We start from the raw sequence: 17,789 nt of genomic DNA on the forward strand, positions 1-17,789 counted from the left end.
GCCGGCGAGCGGAACCAGCCGCGCACGTGCACCCGGGATCCGCATCAGGCGGGCGCCGCGGTGTCGCCTCGCCCGCTCCTCCTCTGTCGCAGGAGGTCCGCATCCACACGGGATGCAGGACGAGCGCCCGACGGGCGTCGCCGAGAGGCGCAACACGAAGGAGAGAGACCTCAATGGAAGGTCCAGAGATCAAGTTCGCCGAGGCAGTCCTCGACAACGGCAAGTACGGAACCCGCACGGTCCGGTTCGAGGCCGGCCGCCTCGCGCAGCAGGCGCAGGGCGCGGTCGCCGCGTACCTCGACGAGGACACGATGCTGCTGTCCGCCACCTCGGTGGGCAAGCACCCGAAGGACAACTTCGACTTCTTCCCCCTGACCATCGACGTCGAGGAGCGCAGCTACGCCGCGGGCAAGATCCCCGGCTCGTTCTTCCGCCGCGAGGGCCGCCCCTCCACCGAGGCGATCCTCGTCTGCCGCCTCATCGACCGGCCGCTGCGCCCGTCGTTCATCACGGGCCTCCGCAACGAGGTCCAGGTCGTCATCACCGTCCTGAGCATCGCGCCCGACGAGTTCTACGACAGCCTCGCCATCAACGCGGCCAGCGCCTCCTCCATGCTCTCGGGCATCCCGTTCTCGGGCCCCATCGCGGGTGTGCGCCTCGCGCTCATCGGCGACCAGTGGGTCGTCTTCCCGAAGCACTCGCAGCTCAAGGAGGCCGTCTTCGACATCACCGTCGCCGGCCGCGTCGTCACCGACGCCCAGGGCAACGAGGACGTCGCGATCATGATGGTCGAGGCCGAGGCCACCGAGGGTGCCTGGGACCTCATCCAGGCCGGCGCCACCAAGCCCGACGAGGCCGTCGTCGCGCAGGGCCTCGAGGCCGCGAAGCCGTTCATCCGCCAGCTCGTCGCTGCGCAGGCCTCGCTCGCGCAGCAGGCCGCGAAGCCCACCGTCGACTACCCGGTCTTCCTGCCGTACGCGCAGCAGTCCTACGACGCGGTCTCCGCCCTCGCCCTCGAGGAGCTCGGCACCGTGTACCGGATCGCCGACAAGATCGAGCGCCAGGACGCCGACGACGCCCTCAAGACCCGCACCAAGGAGGCCGTGGCCGCCAAGGTCGAGGCCGGCGAGCTGCCGCAGTCGGCGCTCACCGAGTTCTCGGCGGCGTACAAGTCCGTCACGAAGACGGTCGTCCGCGGCCGGATCCTCCGCGACGGCATCCGCATGGACGGTCGCGGCCTCGCCGACATCCGCCCGCTCGACGCCGAGGTGCAGGTCATCCCGCGCGTCCACGGCTCGGCCATCTTCCAGCGCGGCGAGACTCAGATCCTGGGCGTCACCACGCTGAACATGCTCAAGATGGAGCAGCAGATCGACTCGCTGAGCCCCGTCACCAAGAAGCGCTTTATGACCCACTACAACTTCCCGCCGTACTCCACCGGCGAGACCGGTCGCGTCGGGTCGCCGAAGCGTCGCGAGATCGGGCACGGCTTCCTGGCCGAGCGCGCCCTCGTGCCGGTGCTGCCGAGCCGCGAGGACTTCCCCTACGCGATCCGCCAGGTGTCCGAGGCCCTCGGGTCCAACGGCTCCACCTCGATGGGCTCCGTCTGCGCCTCGACCCTGTCGCTGCTGAACGCGGGTGTGCCGCTGCGCGCGCCCGTCGCCGGCATCGCCATGGGCCTCGTTTCCGACACCGTCGACGGCCAGGTCCGCTACGCGGCCCTCACCGACATCCTCGGTGCGGAGGACGCGCTCGGCGACATGGACTTCAAGGTCGCCGGCACGTCGGAGTTCGTCACGGCCATCCAGCTGGACACGAAGCTCGACGGCATCCCGACGTCGGTCCTCGACGGTGCGCTCAAGCAGGCGAAGGAGGCCCGCACGGCGATCCTCGGCGTGCTGAACCAGGCCATCGACGCCCCCGACGAGATGGCCCCGACCGCGCCCCGCGTGATCTCGGTCAACATCCCCGTCGACAAGATCGGCGAGCTCATCGGCCCCAAGGGCAAGACGATCAACGCCATCCAGGACGAGACCGGCGCCGACATCTCCATCGAGGAGGACGGCGCCGTGTACATCGGCGCCGTCGACGGCCCGTCGGCGGAGGCCGCGCGTGCGCAGGTCAACGCCATCGCGAACCCGACGAACCCCGAGGTCGGCGAGTCCTTCCTCGGCACCGTCGTCAAGATCGCGACGTTCGGCGCGTTCGTCTCGCTGCTCCCCGGCAAGGACGGCCTGCTGCACATCAGCGAGGTCCGCAAGCTCGCCGGCGGCAAGCGCGTCGAGAACGTGGAGGACGTGCTCGGCGTCGGCCAGAAGATCCTGGTGGAGATCACCAAGATCGACGACCGCGGCAAGCTGTCCCTCGCTCCCGTGATGGAGGAGGCCGCCGATCAGGAGGGCTCCGCCGCCGCGAGCGACGGCCCCGAGGCCCCCGCGGAGGGCTAGGCCCTCTCGCACCCGCACGAAACGGATGCCCGTCCCACCTCGGTGGGGCGGGCATCCGTCATGTGCGGGCTACTTCCCGTCGTTCGGATCCGTCGGGTACGGCACGTCCTGGGCGGGCGGTGCCGAGAGGGACGGGGCCGGTGTCGGATCGGCGGACGGGCTCGGTGCGGGCGTCGGCGCGGGCTCGTCCGTCGGCGTCGGATCCGGGCTCGTCGGCGTCGGCTTCCGTGTCGGCGTCGGCGTGATGCCGGGCGTCGTGCCGGGCTCGCCGGTCGTGGGGACCGGGGTCACCGGCTCGTCGCCGCCCTGCGACACCGTGATCGCCGTGACGACCCCGGCGATCACGAGGACGGCGGCCACGATCGCGAGGACCAGCGCGAGGCGCCGGGGCCGGGCGCGGGCGGCGTCGCCCTCGCCTTCGTCCGCCGGTCGTCCGCCCGCTTCGGTCATGTCATCGCCCCGATCCGGTCGCTCAGTCCGCGACGTTGATCGTGGTGCCCATGAGCTGGGCGCGCCCGATCACGTGCGGGAGCATCAGGAAGCCGAGCATCGCGGGGGTCGCGCCCTCGGGGATGTCCAGCGACTCGACGTCGAGCGCGGTGACGGTGAAGAAGTAGCGGTGCGTGCCGTGGCCCGCGGGCGGCGTCGCCCCGAAGAACCGCGTCTCTCGCGCGTCGTTGTGCAGGGTCACGGCGCCGTCGGGCAGGAGGCCCGCATCCGGATCGCCCGCGCCGCCGGGCAGCGACGTGGTGGTCGCGGGGATCCCGCGCACCGCCCAGTGCCAGAAGCCGCTCCCGGTCGGGGCGTCGGGGTCGTACATGGTGAGCACGTAGCTGCGGGTCGCGGTGGGCGCGCCCGTCCAGTTGAGGGCGGGGGAGCGGTCCTCACCACCCTGTCCGGCACCGCGCGCGGACTGGGGCAGCGCTGCCCCGTCGGCGAAGTCGGGGCTGGTGAGGTGGAAGGGGGCGGCGTCCGGCAGGCGGTGCAGCGGGTCGTTGGGCACGTGGGTTCCTCTCGGTGGTGCTGACCGCTCCAGCCTCGCACGGCGGGCAGGGTCGCAGCCGGAATCGTCCGACCACCGTCTCGGGGCGGCCTCGGTGCGACGCGCGCGGTGGCCTGTGCCGCGGCGGGGACCCCCGAAGAGGGGCTGGGTCGCGACGCGGATGCCTCGTTAGCGTGGTCGGTGCGGGGAGGTCCACGGGACCACCCGCCTTCGGGGGACGCATCGGGGGATGCAGACCGCCGAGGGGTGCCGGGATCGGGGGATCCGCGGCACCCCTTCCGGCGTCGCCCCGTCCTCGGCCACCGGCCCATCGGCTGTCGCCGTGCCATCGGTGTCCCGTTGGCGAACGGCGGCGCGCGCAGAGCCTTGGTACGCAAACCGTTCGCCTGCTGAGCGGTATCCTCGGGAGTGTGACGACGTCCTCCCCCTCCGCCTCCGACGTCGTGCCCGGATCGCCGCCCCGCCGGCGTCGCGGGGGCCCGCTCGTCCCGCGTCGTTCGCGCCCGACCGACACGACGACCCCGTCCGGCACCATCGTCGAGACCACCGTCCAGGCGGCCGGCGCCATCGTCCTCGAGGCCTCCGCCGCGGAGCCCGGCCTGCGCACCGGCGGGAGCATCCCGCAGCCGGCCCGCCGCTGCGCCATCGGCGACACCGACCTCCGCGTCTTCCCGCTCGCGCTCGGCGGCAACGTCTTCGGCTGGACGGCCGGCTCCGAGGACACCTCCGCGATCCTCGACCGGTACCAGGAGGCGGGCGGCAACTTCATCGACACCGCCGACTCCTACGCCAGCGGCCGGAGCGAGCACATGATCGGGTCGTGGATGCGCGAGCGCCGCAACCGCGACTCCATGGTCGTGGCCACCAAGATCGGCAAGAGCGAGGACTTCCCGGGCCTCGGCGGATCCCGCATCGAGCGCGCCGTCGACGCCAGCCTGTCGCGGCTCGGCACGGACCACATCGACCTCCTCTACTTCCACTGGGACGACATCGACGTCCCGCTCGAGGAGAGCCTCGCCGCCGCCGGCCGCCTCATCGCGTCGGGCAAGGTCCGGCACCTCGCGGCGTCGAACTACGCCGCCGAGCGCCTGCTGCACGCGCGCATCATGGGCGGGCTGTACGACGCACCGCGGTTCGTCGCCCTGCAGACGCACTACAACCTCGTCAACCGCGCGCCCTATGAGTCGGCGTACCTCGACGTCGTGCGCGGGCAGCAGCTCGCGGTGATGCCCTACTTCGCGCTCGCGAACGGCTTCCTCACGGGCAAGTACCGCACGCGCGATGCGGTGCGCGATGGCGCCCGCGGAGCCCGGGCGGCTGCCTACCTCACTCGCCGCGGCCTCCGGGTGCTCACCGCCCTCGACGAGATCGCTGACCACCACTCGACGAGCGTCGCGACGATCGCTCTGGCCTGGCTCCTCGCCAAGCCGGGCGTCGTCGCACCCGTCGCGAGCGCGAGCCGCCCGGAGCAGGTGCACGACCTGGTGCAGGCGGCCCACGTGCAGCTCTCGCGCCACGACGTGGCCCGGCTCGACCGCGCGTCGGAGTAGTCGTCCCCAGGGTGCCGCCGGCCCGGCTCACCCTCGGATGTGGAGGGCGGCCGTCCTGTTCGCGTTCCGGCGGCTAGCTTTCCTGGACCCGCGATGCCCGGTGCTTTAGCGCCCGCCTGTTCGCGCGGGTTCCGTACGGCCCGGGGGAGACGACCTTGCACGAGCGACCGCGCATTCCGCTGCGACCACGAGGGGGAGCGATAGCTGCATCGCTGGCCGTCCTCGTCACGAGCCTGCTGCTCACTGGATGCGTCACGGCATCGGCCCCGACGCCCGTGCCCGCTCCGGCTCCTTCCTTGACCCAGGATCAGCAGGACGACGCGGCGTTCCACGACGTCTTCATGCGGTACGTCGACCTCGACGCGAACACCCTCACCGATCAGGATCTCGCGGCTCTGCTCACGGGGAGCGTGTTGAAAAGCGAGCAAGCGGGGCTCCACAAGGCACGCGAGCAGGGGCAGCGAACCGACGGTCAGGAGCTGGTGTCGGAGTTCGAGGTCACGGATCGCGGCATCGACCCGCAGGGAGCGCAGTACATGACTGCCCAGGTCTGCCTTGACATCGGTGGCACGAGGATCATTGACTCGAACGGTGCGGATGTGACGCCCGATCGTGCGGTCCGCCAGTCCCTGCAGGTGAAGGCCATCAAATCCGGCGATGCACTCTGGCGTATCAGCGACATCGTGCGCAATGAGGACGTGCACGCATGCGGTTGAGTCTGCTCGCACCCGTGGTGGCTCTGGTCCTCGCCTTGTCGTCTGCTCTCGTCGCCCAAGCGGAATCAGCGGACGATCCCTGCAGCGTCAAATTCGGCGGTGAAGGCATCTGCACGACAGGAGGCATCCAGGGCGGAGGAGTGGGCTTGCAAGCCGAGAACACCCGCGCGGGGGTCGCTTTCTCCTCCCGTGCAGGTGGTCATTCGCCGACTGATCCCCTACAACCCACACCGTCTACATCGCACCCGGCGGCGCCGCCTCCGGTGCCGCGTGGGCGGATGGCGGCGGATGTGGACGTGCCGTGCAGCCCGAGTGCGCGCCTGTCAGGCGGGGGGCTGTGCTCGGACGGGCAGCATGCGTTCTTGCCGCCGGCGAAGGCGCCGACGAAGCCCGCGGATCCGGCTCCGGTAGTCGCGGCGACACCAGGGGTGTCCTTGGCGGACGTGGCCCAGTTCGTGCCGCGGGATGCGTCGATCCGGTCGCAGCCGAACGGGTGGGCGATCGTCGGGGCACCGGTGAACCTGTTCACCGATGCGACCACGCAGGTGGTCGGCGGGACGTTGCTGGGTCGTCCTGCGCAGGTGCGGTTCGTGCCGGTGTCGTTCACGTGGGATCACGGCGACGGCACGAGCAGCACGGTCGAGGGTCCGGGGTCGTCGTGGAAGGCCTTGGGTCAGCAGGATTCCACGGCGACGGACACGAGTCACGTGTATCCGAGCGTCGGTGTCCGGCAGGTGACGTTGACGATCGCGTACTCGCCCAGCTACCGCTTCGACGGCGGTGGGTGGCAGCAGATCCCGGGCACCCTCCCGGTCCAGGTCGGTCCGGTCACCATCCGTGTCCTCCAGGGGTCGACGGTGCTGGTCGGGGGCGCGTGCGGGACCCGCGACGCCGGACCCGGATGTCCGTGAGCGGCCCCTCGCCGTACGGCAGCGCCCGGGCTCGCGCCGGGCCCGTGGCGTAGGGTGACGCTGATGTCCCGCGCCGTAGAACTCCCTCTCGACCTCCCTGAGCTCACCGTGCAGTCGACGGGCGGCGCCCGTGTCCGGCGCTCCGTGCTCCCGTCCGGCGTGCGCATCCTCAGCGAGGACGTGCCCGGCAGCCGCAGCGCCACGATCGGCATGTGGGTCGCGGTCGGCTCGCGCGACGAGCAGCCGGGCGACCTGGGATCCACGCACTTCCTCGAGCACCTCCTCTTCAAGGGCACTCCGTCGCGCACGGCGCTCGACATCGCCGTGTCCTTCGACGCGGTCGGCGGCGAGCACAACGCCGTCACCGCCAAGGAGTACACCTGCTACTACGCCAAGGTGCAGGATCGCGATCTCAGCATGGCCGTCGACGTGCTGGCCGACATGGTCACCTCCAGCCTCATCGACGCCGAGGAGTTCGAGACCGAGCGCGGGGTCATCCTCGAGGAGCTCGCCATGGCGGACGATGACCCGGGCGACATCGTCAGCGAGCGCTTCTTCGAGGCCGTGCTGGGGGATCACCCTCTCGGCCGCCCCATCGGCGGCAGCCCCGCGGACATCGAGGCCGCCGAGCGTGACGCCGTCGTCGCGCACTACCGCCGCAACTACCGCCCGCAGGACCTCGTCATCACCGCGGCGGGCGCCGTCGATCACGACGCCCTCGTCGCGCGCGTCACCGCCGGGCTCGAGCGCGCCGGCTGGGACCTCTCGATCGCGGCGGTCCCGGTCGCGCGTCGCACGGGTGCCGCGCCGATGATCACGCGCCGCAGCGACCTCGTCGTCGTCGACCGCCCCATCGAGCAGACCAACATCCTGCTCGGCGTGCCGGGCCTCGCCGCATCCGACGACCGTCGGCCCGCCCTCGCGATGCTCAACTCGGTGCTCGGCGGCGGCATGTCCTCGCGCCTGTTCCAGGAGGTGCGCGAGAAGCGCGGCCTCGCGTACTCCGTCTACTCGTTCAGCGCCTCCTACTCGGACGCGGGCGTCTTCGGCCTCTACGCCGGATGCACGGCCGCGAAGACCGCCCAGGTGTCGCGCCTCATGGTCGACGAGTTCCAGAAGCTCGCCGAGCAGCACGTCACCGAGGAGGAGCTGTCGCGCGCGTTCGGCCAGCTCTCCGGCCAGTCCGCCCTCGCTCTCGAGGATTCGGACACGCGCATGTCGCGGCTCGGCCGGTCGGAGATCACCACCGGCGAGTACGTCGACCTGGACGAGACGCTCGTGCGCCTGTCCCGCGTCACCGCCGAGGACGTCCGCGCCCTCGCATCCGACCTGATCTCACGACCGCTGTCGATCGCCGCCGTGGGGACCGTCGGAGCCGACGCGTTCGCCCCGCTGCTCGACACCCCCGCGCTCCTGTAGGAGGAACCGTGTCCCACTACATCTACCTCGTGCGCCACGGCGAGCAGCAGGACGCCGAGCACGGCCTGCCCGACGGTCCGCTGTCGGGTCGCGGCAAGCGCCAGGCCCACTGCATCGCCGACCGGCTGAGCGGCGTCCCGTTCACCTCCGTGCGGCACTCGCCGCTCGCGCGGGCGGAGGAGACGGCCGCGATCATGGCGGAGCACATGCCGGCCATCGAGCCGGAGCCGTCGTCGCTGCTGTTCGACTGCATCCCCTCGGGACCGGTGCCGGACATGCCGCACGCGTTCATGTCGTTCTTCGGCGGCGTCACCGAGGAGGAGATCGACGCGGGGAGCGCCCAGATGGCGGACGCGGTGAGCGAGTTCCTCGCACCCGCCCGCGAGGACCGGCACGACCTCCTCATCACCCACAACTTCGTCATCGCGTGGTTCGTGCGGCACGTGTTCGACGCGCCGGAATGGCGGTGGATGGGCATCAACCAGGCCAACTGCGGCCTCACCATCATCCGCGTTCGCTCCGCGAAGCCGCCTGTCCTCGTGGTGCACAACGACCTCGGCCACCTGCCGGTCGAGCTGCGCACCGGCCTCCCGGAGCAGCAGCCCTACTAGCGGCTCCGGCGCGCCTGCCGCCCAGTGTCCTGGCCACGCGCGCCGGTACGTTGGGCGGATGACAACCACGGTCGCCGTCGTCGGCGCAACGGGACGCATGGGCCAGCTCATCTCGCAGATCGTCGAGGCGAGCGACGAGTTCGAGCTCGTCGCCAGCCTCGACTCCAAGGGTGAGCTGTCGGACATGCTCGGCGCCGACATCGCGGTCGACGTGACGCTGCCGGCGGTCAGCCAGGGCGTCGTCGAGTACGCGGTCGCGCACGGCATGAACGTGCTCGTGGGCACGAGCGGCTGGACGGGCGAGCGGATCACCGAGCTCGAGCGGCGCATCACCGGCAACCTCGCCGTGGGCGTCGTCATCATCCCGAACTTCTCCGTCGGCAGCGTGCTCGCGACCTCGTTCGCGCAGATGGCGGCCCGCTTCTACGACTCCATCGAGATCGTCGAGGCGCACGGCGCGTCCAAGATCGACTCGCCGTCGGGCACGGCCGTCCGCACCGCCGAGCTGATGTCCCAGGCGCGCGGCTCGCGGGGGCCCGTGCAGGCGCCGCACACGGACCAGCGGGCGCGCGGCCAGCAGGTGGCGAGCATCCCGGTGCACAGCCTCCGCATGCAGGGGGTCGTCGCCAAGCAGGACGTCGTCTTCGGCGGCAACGGCGAGGTGCTCACCATCAGCCACGACACGCTCGCGCCGAGCGCCTACGAGGCCGGGATCCTGCTCGCCCTCCGGGCCACCCGCACCGCGCGCGGCGTCGTCGTCGGGCTCGACCGCCTCATCGACATGGACGGCTCGCGCGAGCGCGCGACGCAGACGGCGCCCACCGGCGCCGCGTCGGGACCCGTGGACGACGGCGGGCCGAGCGGCCAGGCCGCCACCGTCACGAGCGCCTGATGGGGACGCGCATCGGCGTCGCCGTCATGGCGGTGCTCATGGTGCTGTACCTCACGCTGGCCGGCCAGATCGCCGTGCTGCTGCTGATCTCGGGCGAGCCCGTCGGCGTCGTGTTCGGGCTCGCGCTCCTGATCCTCCCGCTCGTCGGCGTGTGGGCGCTCGTGCGCGAGCTGTCCTTCGGCGTGCGGAGCGCGCGCCTGGCGCGGATCCTCGACGGGGAGGGCGGCCTGCCCGTCGCCGACCTGCCCACCCGCGCGAGCGGTCGTCCGATCCGGGACGCCGCCGACGAGGCGTTCCCCGCGTACCAGGCCGAGGTGGAGCAGGATCCCGCCAGCTGGCGCGCGTGGTTCCGTCTCGGCCTCGCGTACGACGCGAGCGGCGACCGTCGCCGGGCGCGCGGCGCGATCCGCCGCGCCATCGCGCTGCATCGCGCCGAGCCTGCCGCCTGACCGACCGGGCTTGCGGCGACGAGCCGCGCCGCAGGTCGCCCGGCCCTGCTCAGCTCTTCGCGAGCAGCCGGTCGATGGCGAGCTCCACCGTGGGGTCGCGGAAGGCGAATCTGTCGGCGAGCAGCTTCTCGGGTCGTGCCGGCTGGCTGGAGAGCAGCAGCTCCTGCCCCGCCTCCTGCAGCGCGAGGCGGATGAGGAACTCGGGCGCCGGCACCAGGTAGGGGCGGTGCATGCGCTTCGCCAGGTACCGCATGAGCCGGTCGGCCATGACGGGCTCGGGGCCGGTGAGGTTCACGGGTCCGGAGACGGACGACGTCAGCAGGTGCACGATGGCGGCGGCCTCGTCGCGGAGGCTGATCCACGGCCAGACCTGGCCGCCGGTGCCGAGCCTGCCGGCGAGCCCGATGTTGGTGAGCAGGCGCAACGGCGCGAGCGCTCCCGCCTGCGCGAGCACGAGCCCGGTGCGCAGGGTGGCGGCGCGGACGTCGGCTGGCGCGTGGAAGGCCTCGGCCTCCCACGCCTCCACGACCTCCGCGAGGAACCCCGCACCGCGCGGCGAGTCCTCCGTGAGGCGCTCGGCAGGGCGGTCGCCGTAGAAGCCCACGGCGGATCCGTTCAGCAGCACCCGGGGCGGGTTCGACGAGGACGCGATCGCGTCGACGATCGTCCGCGTGGCGGAGACGCGCGACGCGCGGATCTCCTCCTGGTACGCCTTCGTCCAGGGCAGCCGGCTGATGGAGGCGCCCGAGAGGTTCACGACGGCGTCCACGTCGTCGAGCACCGCGGGATCCAGGCGCCCATCGGCGGGCTGCCACTCGTGCTCGTCGGGCGAGGACGGTGCGTGGCGCACGAGCGTCTGCACGCGATGGCCGGCGGCGTGCAGCTGGGCCTGCAGCTCGGTGCCGATCGTGCCACCGGCACCCGAGATGAGGACGGTGAGCGGAGCGGGGGATGCGGTGCTGTCGGACATGGTCGAGCCCTTCGTCGGTGCCCACCAGCCTAGGACGCGGCCCCGCGCGGCAGCCGGGAGGAGCCGCGCGCGGGCGCGGTCGGGCCGTCGCGTACAGTGACGGTCGTGCCCCACGATGACATCGCCTTCCGCTCAGACATGACCGTGGAGCTCGTCCGCTCCAGCGCCCACGACTCCGACGTGATCTTCGCCGCGCGCGTCTCCACCGCCGGCGAGAAGACGCTCGAACGCGCGCTCGACGAGCCCGACGGCCTGGACCGCGCCCTCGAGGGCGACGTCGACACCGAGGCCGAGGAGAAGCGGGTCAAGCGCGACCGCGGCCTCATCAACTACCTCATGCGCGACCGCCACGGATCGCCCTTCGAGCACAACTCCATGACCTTCTACGTGCAGGCGCCGATCTTCGTGTTCCGCGAGTTCATGCGGCACCGCATGGCCTCCTACAACGAGGAGTCGGGCCGCTACAAGGAGCTCGACGCCGTGTTCTACGTGCCCGGTCCCGAGCGCAACCTCGTGCAGGTCGGCAAGCCCGGCGCCTACGAGTTCCACGCGGGCACCCCCGAGCAGACCGCGCTCGTGCAGGAGGAGACCCGCCGCACGTCCGCCGAGGCGTACGCCTCCTACCAGCGGATGCTCGAGCAGGGCGTGGCACGCGAGGTCGCCCGCATCGTGCTGCCGCTCAACATCTACTCGTCGATGTACGTCACGCTCAACGCCCGCGCGCTGATGAACTTCCTGTCGCTGCGCACCAAGCACGAGGACTCGACGTTCCCGAGCTTCCCGCAGCGGGAGATCGAGATGTGCGCCGAGAAGATGGAGACCGAGTTCGAGCGGCTCATGCCCCTGACGCACGCCGCCTTCCAGAAGAACGGCCGCGTCGCCCCGTAGCGAAGCCGGGATTGGGCGTCCGTCGCCCGTTACGATGGTGCCCGTGTCCACAGAGAACCCGTTCGGCCAGGTCCTGGTGGCGCTCGTCACCCCGTTCACCGCCGATGGCGAGGTCGACTGGGCGGGCGTCGAGAAGCACATGGACGACGTCATCGTCGCGGGCGCCGACGGCATCGTCGTCACCGGCACCACGGGCGAGACCAGCACCCTCACCGACCCCGAGAAGATCAAGCTCGTCGAGGTCGGCCGGTCCGTGAGCGCGGGCCGCGCGAAGATCATCACGGGCGGCGGATCCAACGAGACCGCCCACGCCATGCAGCTCGCGCGCCAGAGCGAGAAGGCGGGCGCCGACGGCAACATGATCGTCACGCCGTACTACAACAAGCCCACGCAGGCCGGCGTGCTCACGCACTTCCGCATGATCGCCGACGCGACCGACCTCCCCGTCATCCTCTACGACATCCCCGGCCGCACGGGCATCCCGATCCAGTACGAGACGATCCTCCGCGCCGCCAAGCACCCGAACATCCTCGCCGTGAAGGACGCCAAGGGCGACCTCGCGCAGGCCAGTCGCGTGCTCAACCAGACCGGCCTCATGTACTTCGCGGGCGACGACGCGAACGCGCTGCCGACCCTCGCCATCGGCGGCACGGGCCTCATCGGCGTCACCGCCAACATCACCGCGACCCCGTACCGCACCATGGTCGACGCCGTGAACGCGGGCGACCTGGCCGCCGCCACCCACGCGCACCAGCAGCTCGAGCCGCTCGTCCGCGCCGTCATGACGCACGTGCCCGGCACGGTCGCGGCGAAGTACATCCTCCACGGACTCGGCCGCATCGGCAGCCCGCGCGTGCGCCTGCCTCTGGTGGGCCCCGAGGAGTGGGAGGCGGCGCAGATCGAGGACGAGATCGATCCTCTGCGCGACGTCCCCGGCGTCGATTTCCGCAACTTCCGCCCCGACCGCAATGCCGCGGCGGGTGGAGCGCTGCCGCAGGTCGCTGGCACCACGCGCTGACGCGCCCCGAGCATCCCATCGCCGGTCCCCTCGGGCCGCACCGTCACCAGAGGAGCCCCATGCCCCAGGCCGTCTACGATCCGCCGGAGCTCAAGCCCGGCATCCTGCGCATCACGCCGATCGGCGGTCTCGGCGAGATCGGCCGCAACATGACGACGTTCGAGATCGACGGCAAGATCCTCGTCGTCGACTGCGGCGTGCTCTTCCCCGAGGAGCACCAGCCGGGCGTCGACCTGATCCTCCCGGACTTCTCCTCCATCGCGGACCGCCTCGACGACGTCGTCGGCATCGTCCTCACGCACGGCCACGAGGACCACATCGGCGCCGTCCCGTACCTCCTCAAGCTGAAGCAGGACATCCCGCTGATCGGCTCCGGCCTCACGCTCGCCCTCATCGAGGCGAAGCTCAAGGAGCACCGGATCACGCCGTACACGTTCCAGGTGAAGGAGGGCGACCGCGAGCGCCTCGGCCCGTTCGAGCTCGAGTTCGTCGCCGTCAACCACTCCATCCCGGACGCGCTGGCCGTCGCCATCACGACCGAGGCGGGCAGCGTGCTGCACACCGGCGACTTCAAGATGGACCAGCTCCCGCTCGACGACCGGATCACCGACCTCCGCGCCTTCGCGCGCCTCGGCGAGGCCGGCATCGACCTCTTCATGTCGGACTCCACCAACGCGGACGTCCCCGGCTTCACGCCCACCGAGCGGTCCATCGGCCCCGTGCTCGAGGCCGTCATCTCGAAGGCGCCGCGACGCGTCATCGTCGCGAGCTTCTCCAGCCACGTGCACCGCGTGCAGCAGGTGCTCGACGCCGCGCACGCGAACGGCCGGCGCGTCGCGTTCATCGGCCGCTCGATGATCCGCAACATGACCATCGCAGCCGAGCTCGGCTACCTGAAGGTGCCGGAGGGGGTCCTCATCGACTCCAAGAAGGCCGTCAACCTGCCCGACGACCAGATCGTCTACATGAGCACGGGATCGCAGGGCGAGCCGATGGCCGTGCTGAGCCGCATGGCGAACCTCGAGCACCAGATCGAGATCGGGCAGGACGACACCGTCATCCTCGCGTCGAGCCTCATCCCGGGCAACGAGAACGCCGTCTACCGCGTGATCAACGGGCTCACGAAGCTCGGCGCGAACGTGGTGCACAAGGCCAACGCGAAGGTCCACGTCTCGGGCCACGCGGCCGCCGGCGAGCTGCTCTACTGCTACAACATCCTCAAGCCGCGCAACGTCCTGCCGGTGCACGGCGAGTACCGCCACCTGGTCGCGAACCAGCAGCTGGCCATCCAGACCGGCGTGCCGGAGCGCAACACGTTCCTCGCGGAGCACGGCACCGTCCTCGACATGAAGGACGGGCACGTGCGCGTCACGGGCCAGCTCGACGTCGGCTACGTCTACGTCTACGTCGACGGCTCGACGGTGGGAGAGATCACCGACGCCGACCTCAAGGACCGCCGCATCCTCTCGGAAGAGGGGTTCGTCACGATCTTCGTGGTGGTCGAGCCGCAGACGGGCAAGGCCATCATCGGCCCCGAGATCGAGGCCCGCGGGTTCGCCGAGGACTCCAAGGTCTTCGACAGCGTCAAGCCGCTCGTCGTCAAGGCGCTCGCGGAGGCCGCGGCCAACGGCACGCGCGACACGCACGCGTACTCGCAGGTCGTGCGGCGCACGGTCGGGCGCTGGGTCAACTCGTCGCACCGCCGCCGCCCGATGATCATCCCGGTGGTCATCGAGGCGTAGGCCGCACGCCGGGAGGCCGGAGCGGATCCAGGAGGGGGCGGGGGAGACCCCGCCCCCTCCTGACGTACCGGCGGGACGGTCCGCGCGGCCCCCGCTCGGGGGTGGGCATGTCATCCCCGTAGGCGAAGCGCCGCGCACGGCGCCGCCCCTAGCGTCGGAGGTGACCGGACGGGCCGCTGGGGACCGCCGGGGAAGGAGCGGCCGTGGGCATCTGGCGGAGATGGATCCTCCCGATCACGAGGCTCGTCGTGCTGGCCGCCATCGCGGTGGCCCTCGTGCGCATGGCGTTCTTCGGGACGACGACCGAGGAGGTCGCCCAGGCGCCGACGGGCTCGGTCGTGGAGTCGCAGGTGCCGGCGTCGATCGCGACCGTGGTCAACGACGTCACGGTGAAGGGCAGCATCCAGCCGGATCCCGACGTGGCCGTGAAGGCGACGCTGCAGGGGAAGGTCTCGAAGCTCGTCGCCGGCCGGGGCGCGACGCTCGCGGCCGGCGACCCGATCCTCGTCATCCGCCAGGAGACGCCGGTGGATCCGGTGATCGCCGCCGACGGCACTGTCACGCAGCCGAAGCCCAAGGTCGTCACCGAGACCGTCACCGCATCCGCCGCCGGGTCGCTCGCGGAGCTCGGCGTGCTCGTCGGCCAGGAGGTCGCCGTGGGCGACGCGGTCGGCCGGATCGCACCCCCACCTTCCGTGCGATGGCCCCGCTCACCGCGGAGGAGCAGTACCGGCTCGTCATGCAGCCGACGACGGCACGGGTCGCGATCACGTCGGGCCCCGCGCCCTTCGAGTGCGCGGACCTGCGCATCGGGCAGCAGGCGGCGGGCGGCGCCGGAGGTGCCGGCTCGACGGGCGACGCGGGTGGCGCGGGTGGCACCGGATCCACCGGTGGCACCGAGTCGGCCTCCACCGGCGCGACCGTCTCCTGCGCCGTGCCGGCCGGCACGCGCGTCTTCCCGGGGCTCGCGGCCGACATCACGATCCCCGCGGGCGAGGCGCCCGACGTGCTGACGCTCCCGACGACCGCGGTCGAGGGCCTCGCCGACACCGGCAACGTCTGGCTCGCCTCGGACACCGGCGAGCCGGAGGAGCGCGCCGTCGGCCTGGGCATCAGCGACGGCGAGATGGTGCAGATCACCTCGGGCCTCGCGGAGGGCGACATGGTGCTCGAGTTCGTGCCCGGCGCGCCCGTCCCCGAGGACGAGGCGATGATGATGCAGGGCGGGTACGGCGGATGAGCCTGATCCGCCTGGAGCAGGTGACCCGAACGGTCGAGCGGCCGGACGACGAGCCGCTGACGATCCTGCACGGCGTCGACCTCGACGTGTCCGTCGGCGACCACGTCTCGATCGTGGGCCGGTCGGGATCGGGCAAGTCGACGCTGCTGAACATCCTGGGTCTGCTCGACACCCCCACCACCGGCGAGGTCTTCCTCGACGACGTGCCCATGGCCCGCGTCTCCGGATCCCGGCGTGACCGGGCCCGCGGCGGCGACATCGGCTTCATCTTCCAGCAGTTCAACCTGCTGCAGGGACGCACGGCCCGCGAGAACGTGATGACACCGCTGCTCTACTCGACCGGCCGCACGTTCTGGCGGCGCGCGTCGATCGCGGCCGACATGCTCGAGCGGGTCGGCCTCGGCCACCGCATCGACTCCATGCCGGAGACCATGTCCGGCGGCGAGCAGCAGCGCGTCGCCATCGCCCGTGCCCTCGTGCGCTCGCCGCGGCTGATCCTCGCGGACGAGCCGACCGGCGCCCTCGACATCGAGACCGGCGCCACCGTGATGACCCTGCTCGCCGAGGTCGCGCACGCGTCCGGCGCGGCGCTGGTGACCATCACGCACGACCCGACCGTCGCGGCCCGCGCGGATCGGCACCACCGCCTCGAGGCGGGTGTCCTCGCGCCCGCCGAGGCCCTCACCCGCGGGGTGCTCGCATGAGTGGCTGGCTGTCGCGCACGGCGACCGGTCTCGTGGGCGCGGTCGTGGAGGCATGGGCCGAGCTGCGGATCCACCGCACGCGCGTGATGCTGTCGCTCATCGGCGTCGCGGTCGCGGTGGCGGCGATCACCTCGGTCGTCGGCCTCGGCGCGGTGGTGCAGCAGTCGCAGACCGAGCAGATGGAGCGCCAGTCGGGCCGACCCGCCGCGCTGTCGGTGTCCGCGTACTCCGCGACCGGGTCAGGCCTGTCCTACGCCGAGCAGCGCACGCTCCTCGCGGACGTCGCCGACCGGTACGGCATCACCTGGTCGACGATCATCGGCTCCACGACGGTGCCGGTCGACTTCGCGCGCGGCCGGGTGCAGGTCCAGACGGTCGTGGTCGACCGGGACTACGGCCAGATGCGTCGCGTCGACGTGACGGATGGCCGTTGGTTCGTCGAGCGTGACGGCGAGCGCCTCGCGCCCGCGCTCGTGGTCAACCCGGCGTTCCTGGCGGAGCTCGGGTCGCCCGAGATCGCCGCGCACCCCTCCGCCGTGCTGCACGGCGAGCGGTCCGACCTCGTGGGCGTCGTCGTGGGCACCGTGCCCGCGCTGTACGCGGAGGAGCCGCCGACCGTGTACCTGCAGGCGTCCGACGCCGAGCGCCTGATGTCCGACGACGCGCTCGACGCGATGGCGCCGCAGTCCGAGTTCTGGGTGCCCGAGGCGGAGGCCGACGCGCTGACCGCGGCCATCACCTCTCAGGTGGCGGCGACCGCGCCCGAGGGGTGGGAGGTCAGCGTCGGCCGCAGCGACTGGGGGACCTACGACTACGACCCGCTGCTGGCCGTCAAGATCCTCGTCGGGGGAGTGGCGGGCCTCGTGCTCCTCCTCGGCGCGCTCGGCCTCGTGAACATCTCGCTCGTGACCGTGAAGCAGCGGATCCGCGAGATCGGCGTCCGCCGCAGCTTCGGCGCGAGCGCGGGGCGCGTGTTCTTCGCGGTGATGATGGAGAGCGTCGTGGCGACCGTGGCGGCCGGGGTCGTCGGGGTCATGGCCGCGGTGGCGATCGTGAAGAACCCGTGGATCCTCTCGTTCGTCGCCTCGGGTGTCACCGAGTTCCCGCCGTTCCCGCTCTCGGCGGCGCTCCTCGGGCTCGGCGCGTCCCTGGTCGTGGGCGCGATCGCGGGTCTGCTGCCCGCGCTCGTGGCGGTGCGCGTGTCCGTCATCGATGCGATCCGCTACTGA

At 71.7% G+C, this 17,789-nt stretch carries 18 protein-coding genes; 14 read left to right on the top strand and 4 right to left on the bottom strand.

Annotated elements, in window-relative coordinates:
* Positions 1–173 precede the first annotated feature (173 nt).
* A complete protein-coding gene (locus tag CMS_RS05860; protein WP_012298580.1) occupies positions 174–2,447 on the top strand; it encodes a polyribonucleotide nucleotidyltransferase in 2,274 nt (757 codons plus the stop codon).
* A 69-nt stretch (positions 2,448–2,516) separates the two neighbouring features.
* On the opposite strand, the gene CMS_RS05865 is transcribed toward CMS_RS05860, so the two are convergent.
* Positions 2,517–2,897, bottom strand: a complete 381-nt coding sequence (locus CMS_RS05865) for a hypothetical protein (protein WP_012298581.1) — start codon at positions 2,895–2,897, stop codon at positions 2,517–2,519.
* Between the two features lie 22 nt (positions 2,898–2,919).
* Positions 2,920–3,450, bottom strand: a complete 531-nt coding sequence (locus tag CMS_RS05870; RefSeq protein ID WP_012298582.1) for a YbhB/YbcL family Raf kinase inhibitor-like protein — start codon at positions 3,448–3,450, stop codon at positions 2,920–2,922.
* A 410-nt stretch (positions 3,451–3,860) separates the two neighbouring features.
* Here CMS_RS05870 and CMS_RS05875 point away from each other — a divergent pair, with 410 nt between their 5' ends.
* From CMS_RS05875 to CMS_RS05905, 7 genes are all read left to right on the top strand, one after another.
* Positions 3,861–5,000 (top strand): aldo/keto reductase, encoded by a 1,140-nt coding sequence (locus CMS_RS05875; RefSeq protein WP_012298583.1) that lies wholly within the window; start codon positions 3,861–3,863, stop codon positions 4,998–5,000.
* A 296-nt stretch (positions 5,001–5,296) separates the two neighbouring features.
* Positions 5,297–5,716: a hypothetical protein gene (locus tag CMS_RS05880; RefSeq protein WP_223842737.1), complete on the top strand. Its 420-nt coding sequence runs from the start codon at positions 5,297–5,299 to the stop codon at positions 5,714–5,716.
* Positions 5,707–6,627, top strand: coding sequence for a hypothetical protein (locus CMS_RS05885; RefSeq protein ID WP_041464462.1), 921 nt, complete (start codon positions 5,707–5,709; stop codon positions 6,625–6,627). The genes CMS_RS05880 and CMS_RS05885 overlap by 10 nt, the downstream gene beginning before the upstream one ends.
* A 63-nt stretch (positions 6,628–6,690) precedes the next feature.
* Positions 6,691–8,046 (top strand): M16 family metallopeptidase, encoded by a 1,356-nt coding sequence (locus CMS_RS05890; RefSeq protein ID WP_041464463.1) that lies wholly within the window; start codon positions 6,691–6,693, stop codon positions 8,044–8,046.
* A gap of 8 nt (positions 8,047–8,054) precedes the next feature.
* On the top strand, positions 8,055–8,657 hold the full coding sequence (locus tag CMS_RS05895; RefSeq protein ID WP_012298587.1) for a histidine phosphatase family protein: 603 nt from the start codon (positions 8,055–8,057) through the stop codon (positions 8,655–8,657).
* Positions 8,658–8,715: 58 nt separating this feature from the next.
* Positions 8,716–9,549 (top strand): 4-hydroxy-tetrahydrodipicolinate reductase, encoded by an 834-nt coding sequence (gene dapB / locus CMS_RS05900; RefSeq protein WP_012298588.1) that lies wholly within the window; start codon positions 8,716–8,718, stop codon positions 9,547–9,549.
* Positions 9,549–9,998 carry a hypothetical protein gene (locus tag CMS_RS05905; protein ID WP_012298589.1) on the top strand — a complete coding sequence of 150 codons (450 nt, stop codon included), beginning with the start codon at positions 9,549–9,551 and terminating at the stop codon, positions 9,996–9,998. Before dapB ends, CMS_RS05905 begins: the two co-directional genes overlap by 1 nt.
* A gap of 49 nt (positions 9,999–10,047) precedes the next feature.
* On the opposite strand, the gene CMS_RS05910 is transcribed toward CMS_RS05905, so the two are convergent.
* Positions 10,048–10,968 carry a TIGR01777 family oxidoreductase gene (locus CMS_RS05910; protein WP_012298590.1) on the bottom strand — a complete coding sequence of 307 codons (921 nt, stop codon included), beginning with the start codon at positions 10,966–10,968 and terminating at the stop codon, positions 10,048–10,050.
* 96 nt (positions 10,969–11,064) lie between these two features.
* On the opposite strand from CMS_RS05910, the gene thyX reads away from it, so the two are divergent.
* The 3 genes from thyX to CMS_RS05925 are packed head-to-tail and all read left to right on the top strand — an operon-like array spanning position 11,065 to position 14,616.
* Complete coding sequence (gene thyX / locus CMS_RS05915; RefSeq protein ID WP_012298591.1) at positions 11,065–11,856, top strand: FAD-dependent thymidylate synthase; 792 nt, start codon at positions 11,065–11,067, stop codon at positions 11,854–11,856.
* A 34-nt stretch (positions 11,857–11,890) separates the two neighbouring features.
* Positions 11,891–12,874 (top strand): 4-hydroxy-tetrahydrodipicolinate synthase, encoded by a 984-nt coding sequence (dapA, locus tag CMS_RS05920; protein ID WP_012298592.1) that lies wholly within the window; start codon positions 11,891–11,893, stop codon positions 12,872–12,874.
* A 59-nt stretch (positions 12,875–12,933) separates the two neighbouring features.
* Complete coding sequence (locus CMS_RS05925) at positions 12,934–14,616, top strand: ribonuclease J (RefSeq protein WP_012298593.1); 1,683 nt, start codon at positions 12,934–12,936, stop codon at positions 14,614–14,616.
* A 148-nt stretch (positions 14,617–14,764) separates the two neighbouring features.
* On the opposite strand, the gene CMS_RS17795 is transcribed toward CMS_RS05925, so the two are convergent.
* Entirely contained in the window at positions 14,765–15,202 is a 438-nt protein-coding gene (locus tag CMS_RS17795; protein WP_223842738.1) for a hypothetical protein, read from the bottom strand.
* A gap of 114 nt (positions 15,203–15,316) precedes the next feature.
* On the opposite strand from CMS_RS17795, the gene CMS_RS17800 reads away from it, so the two are divergent.
* Genes CMS_RS17800 through CMS_RS05940 form a run of 3 tightly spaced genes read left to right on the top strand, consistent with a single transcriptional unit; the run spans position 15,317 to position 17,789 of the window.
* Positions 15,317–15,856: an efflux RND transporter periplasmic adaptor subunit gene (locus CMS_RS17800; protein ID WP_223842739.1), complete on the top strand. Its 540-nt coding sequence runs from the start codon at positions 15,317–15,319 to the stop codon at positions 15,854–15,856.
* On the top strand, positions 15,853–16,560 hold the full coding sequence (locus CMS_RS05935; RefSeq protein ID WP_012298594.1) for an ABC transporter ATP-binding protein: 708 nt from the start codon (positions 15,853–15,855) through the stop codon (positions 16,558–16,560). The genes CMS_RS17800 and CMS_RS05935 overlap by 4 nt, the downstream gene beginning before the upstream one ends.
* Positions 16,557–17,789, top strand: coding sequence for an ABC transporter permease (locus tag CMS_RS05940; protein ID WP_012298595.1), 1,233 nt, complete (start codon positions 16,557–16,559; stop codon positions 17,787–17,789). Before CMS_RS05935 ends, CMS_RS05940 begins: the two co-directional genes overlap by 4 nt.

Origin of the sequence: Clavibacter sepedonicus, from assembly GCF_000069225.1 — a bacterium.
Lineage (GTDB): Bacteria > Actinomycetota > Actinomycetes > Actinomycetales > Microbacteriaceae > Clavibacter > Clavibacter sepedonicus.

Excerpts from the sequence above, each read along its gene's own strand:
- CMS_RS05865 (WP_012298581.1), bottom strand. The coding sequence starts at position 2,897 with ATGACCGAAGCGGGCGGACGACCGGCGGACGAAGGCGAGGGCGACGCC.
- dapB (WP_012298588.1), top strand. The coding sequence starts at position 8,716 with ATGACAACCACGGTCGCCGTCGTCGGCGCAACGGGACGCATGGGCCAG.
- CMS_RS05935 (WP_012298594.1), top strand. The coding sequence starts at position 15,853 with ATGAGCCTGATCCGCCTGGAGCAGGTGACCCGAACGGTCGAGCGGCCG.
- CMS_RS05890 (WP_041464463.1), top strand. The coding sequence starts at position 6,691 with ATGTCCCGCGCCGTAGAACTCCCTCTCGACCTCCCTGAGCTCACCGTG.
- CMS_RS05885 (WP_041464462.1), top strand. The coding sequence starts at position 5,707 with ATGCGGTTGAGTCTGCTCGCACCCGTGGTGGCTCTGGTCCTCGCCTTG.
- CMS_RS05940 (WP_012298595.1), top strand. The coding sequence starts at position 16,557 with ATGAGTGGCTGGCTGTCGCGCACGGCGACCGGTCTCGTGGGCGCGGTC.
- CMS_RS05925 (WP_012298593.1), top strand. The coding sequence starts at position 12,934 with ATGCCCCAGGCCGTCTACGATCCGCCGGAGCTCAAGCCCGGCATCCTG.
- CMS_RS05910 (WP_012298590.1), bottom strand. The coding sequence starts at position 10,968 with ATGTCCGACAGCACCGCATCCCCCGCTCCGCTCACCGTCCTCATCTCG.
- CMS_RS17800 (WP_223842739.1), top strand. The coding sequence starts at position 15,317 with ATGGCCCCGCTCACCGCGGAGGAGCAGTACCGGCTCGTCATGCAGCCG.
- dapA (WP_012298592.1), top strand. The coding sequence starts at position 11,891 with ATGGTGCCCGTGTCCACAGAGAACCCGTTCGGCCAGGTCCTGGTGGCG.
- CMS_RS05860 (WP_012298580.1), top strand. The coding sequence starts at position 174 with ATGGAAGGTCCAGAGATCAAGTTCGCCGAGGCAGTCCTCGACAACGGC.
- CMS_RS05905 (WP_012298589.1), top strand. The coding sequence starts at position 9,549 with ATGGGGACGCGCATCGGCGTCGCCGTCATGGCGGTGCTCATGGTGCTG.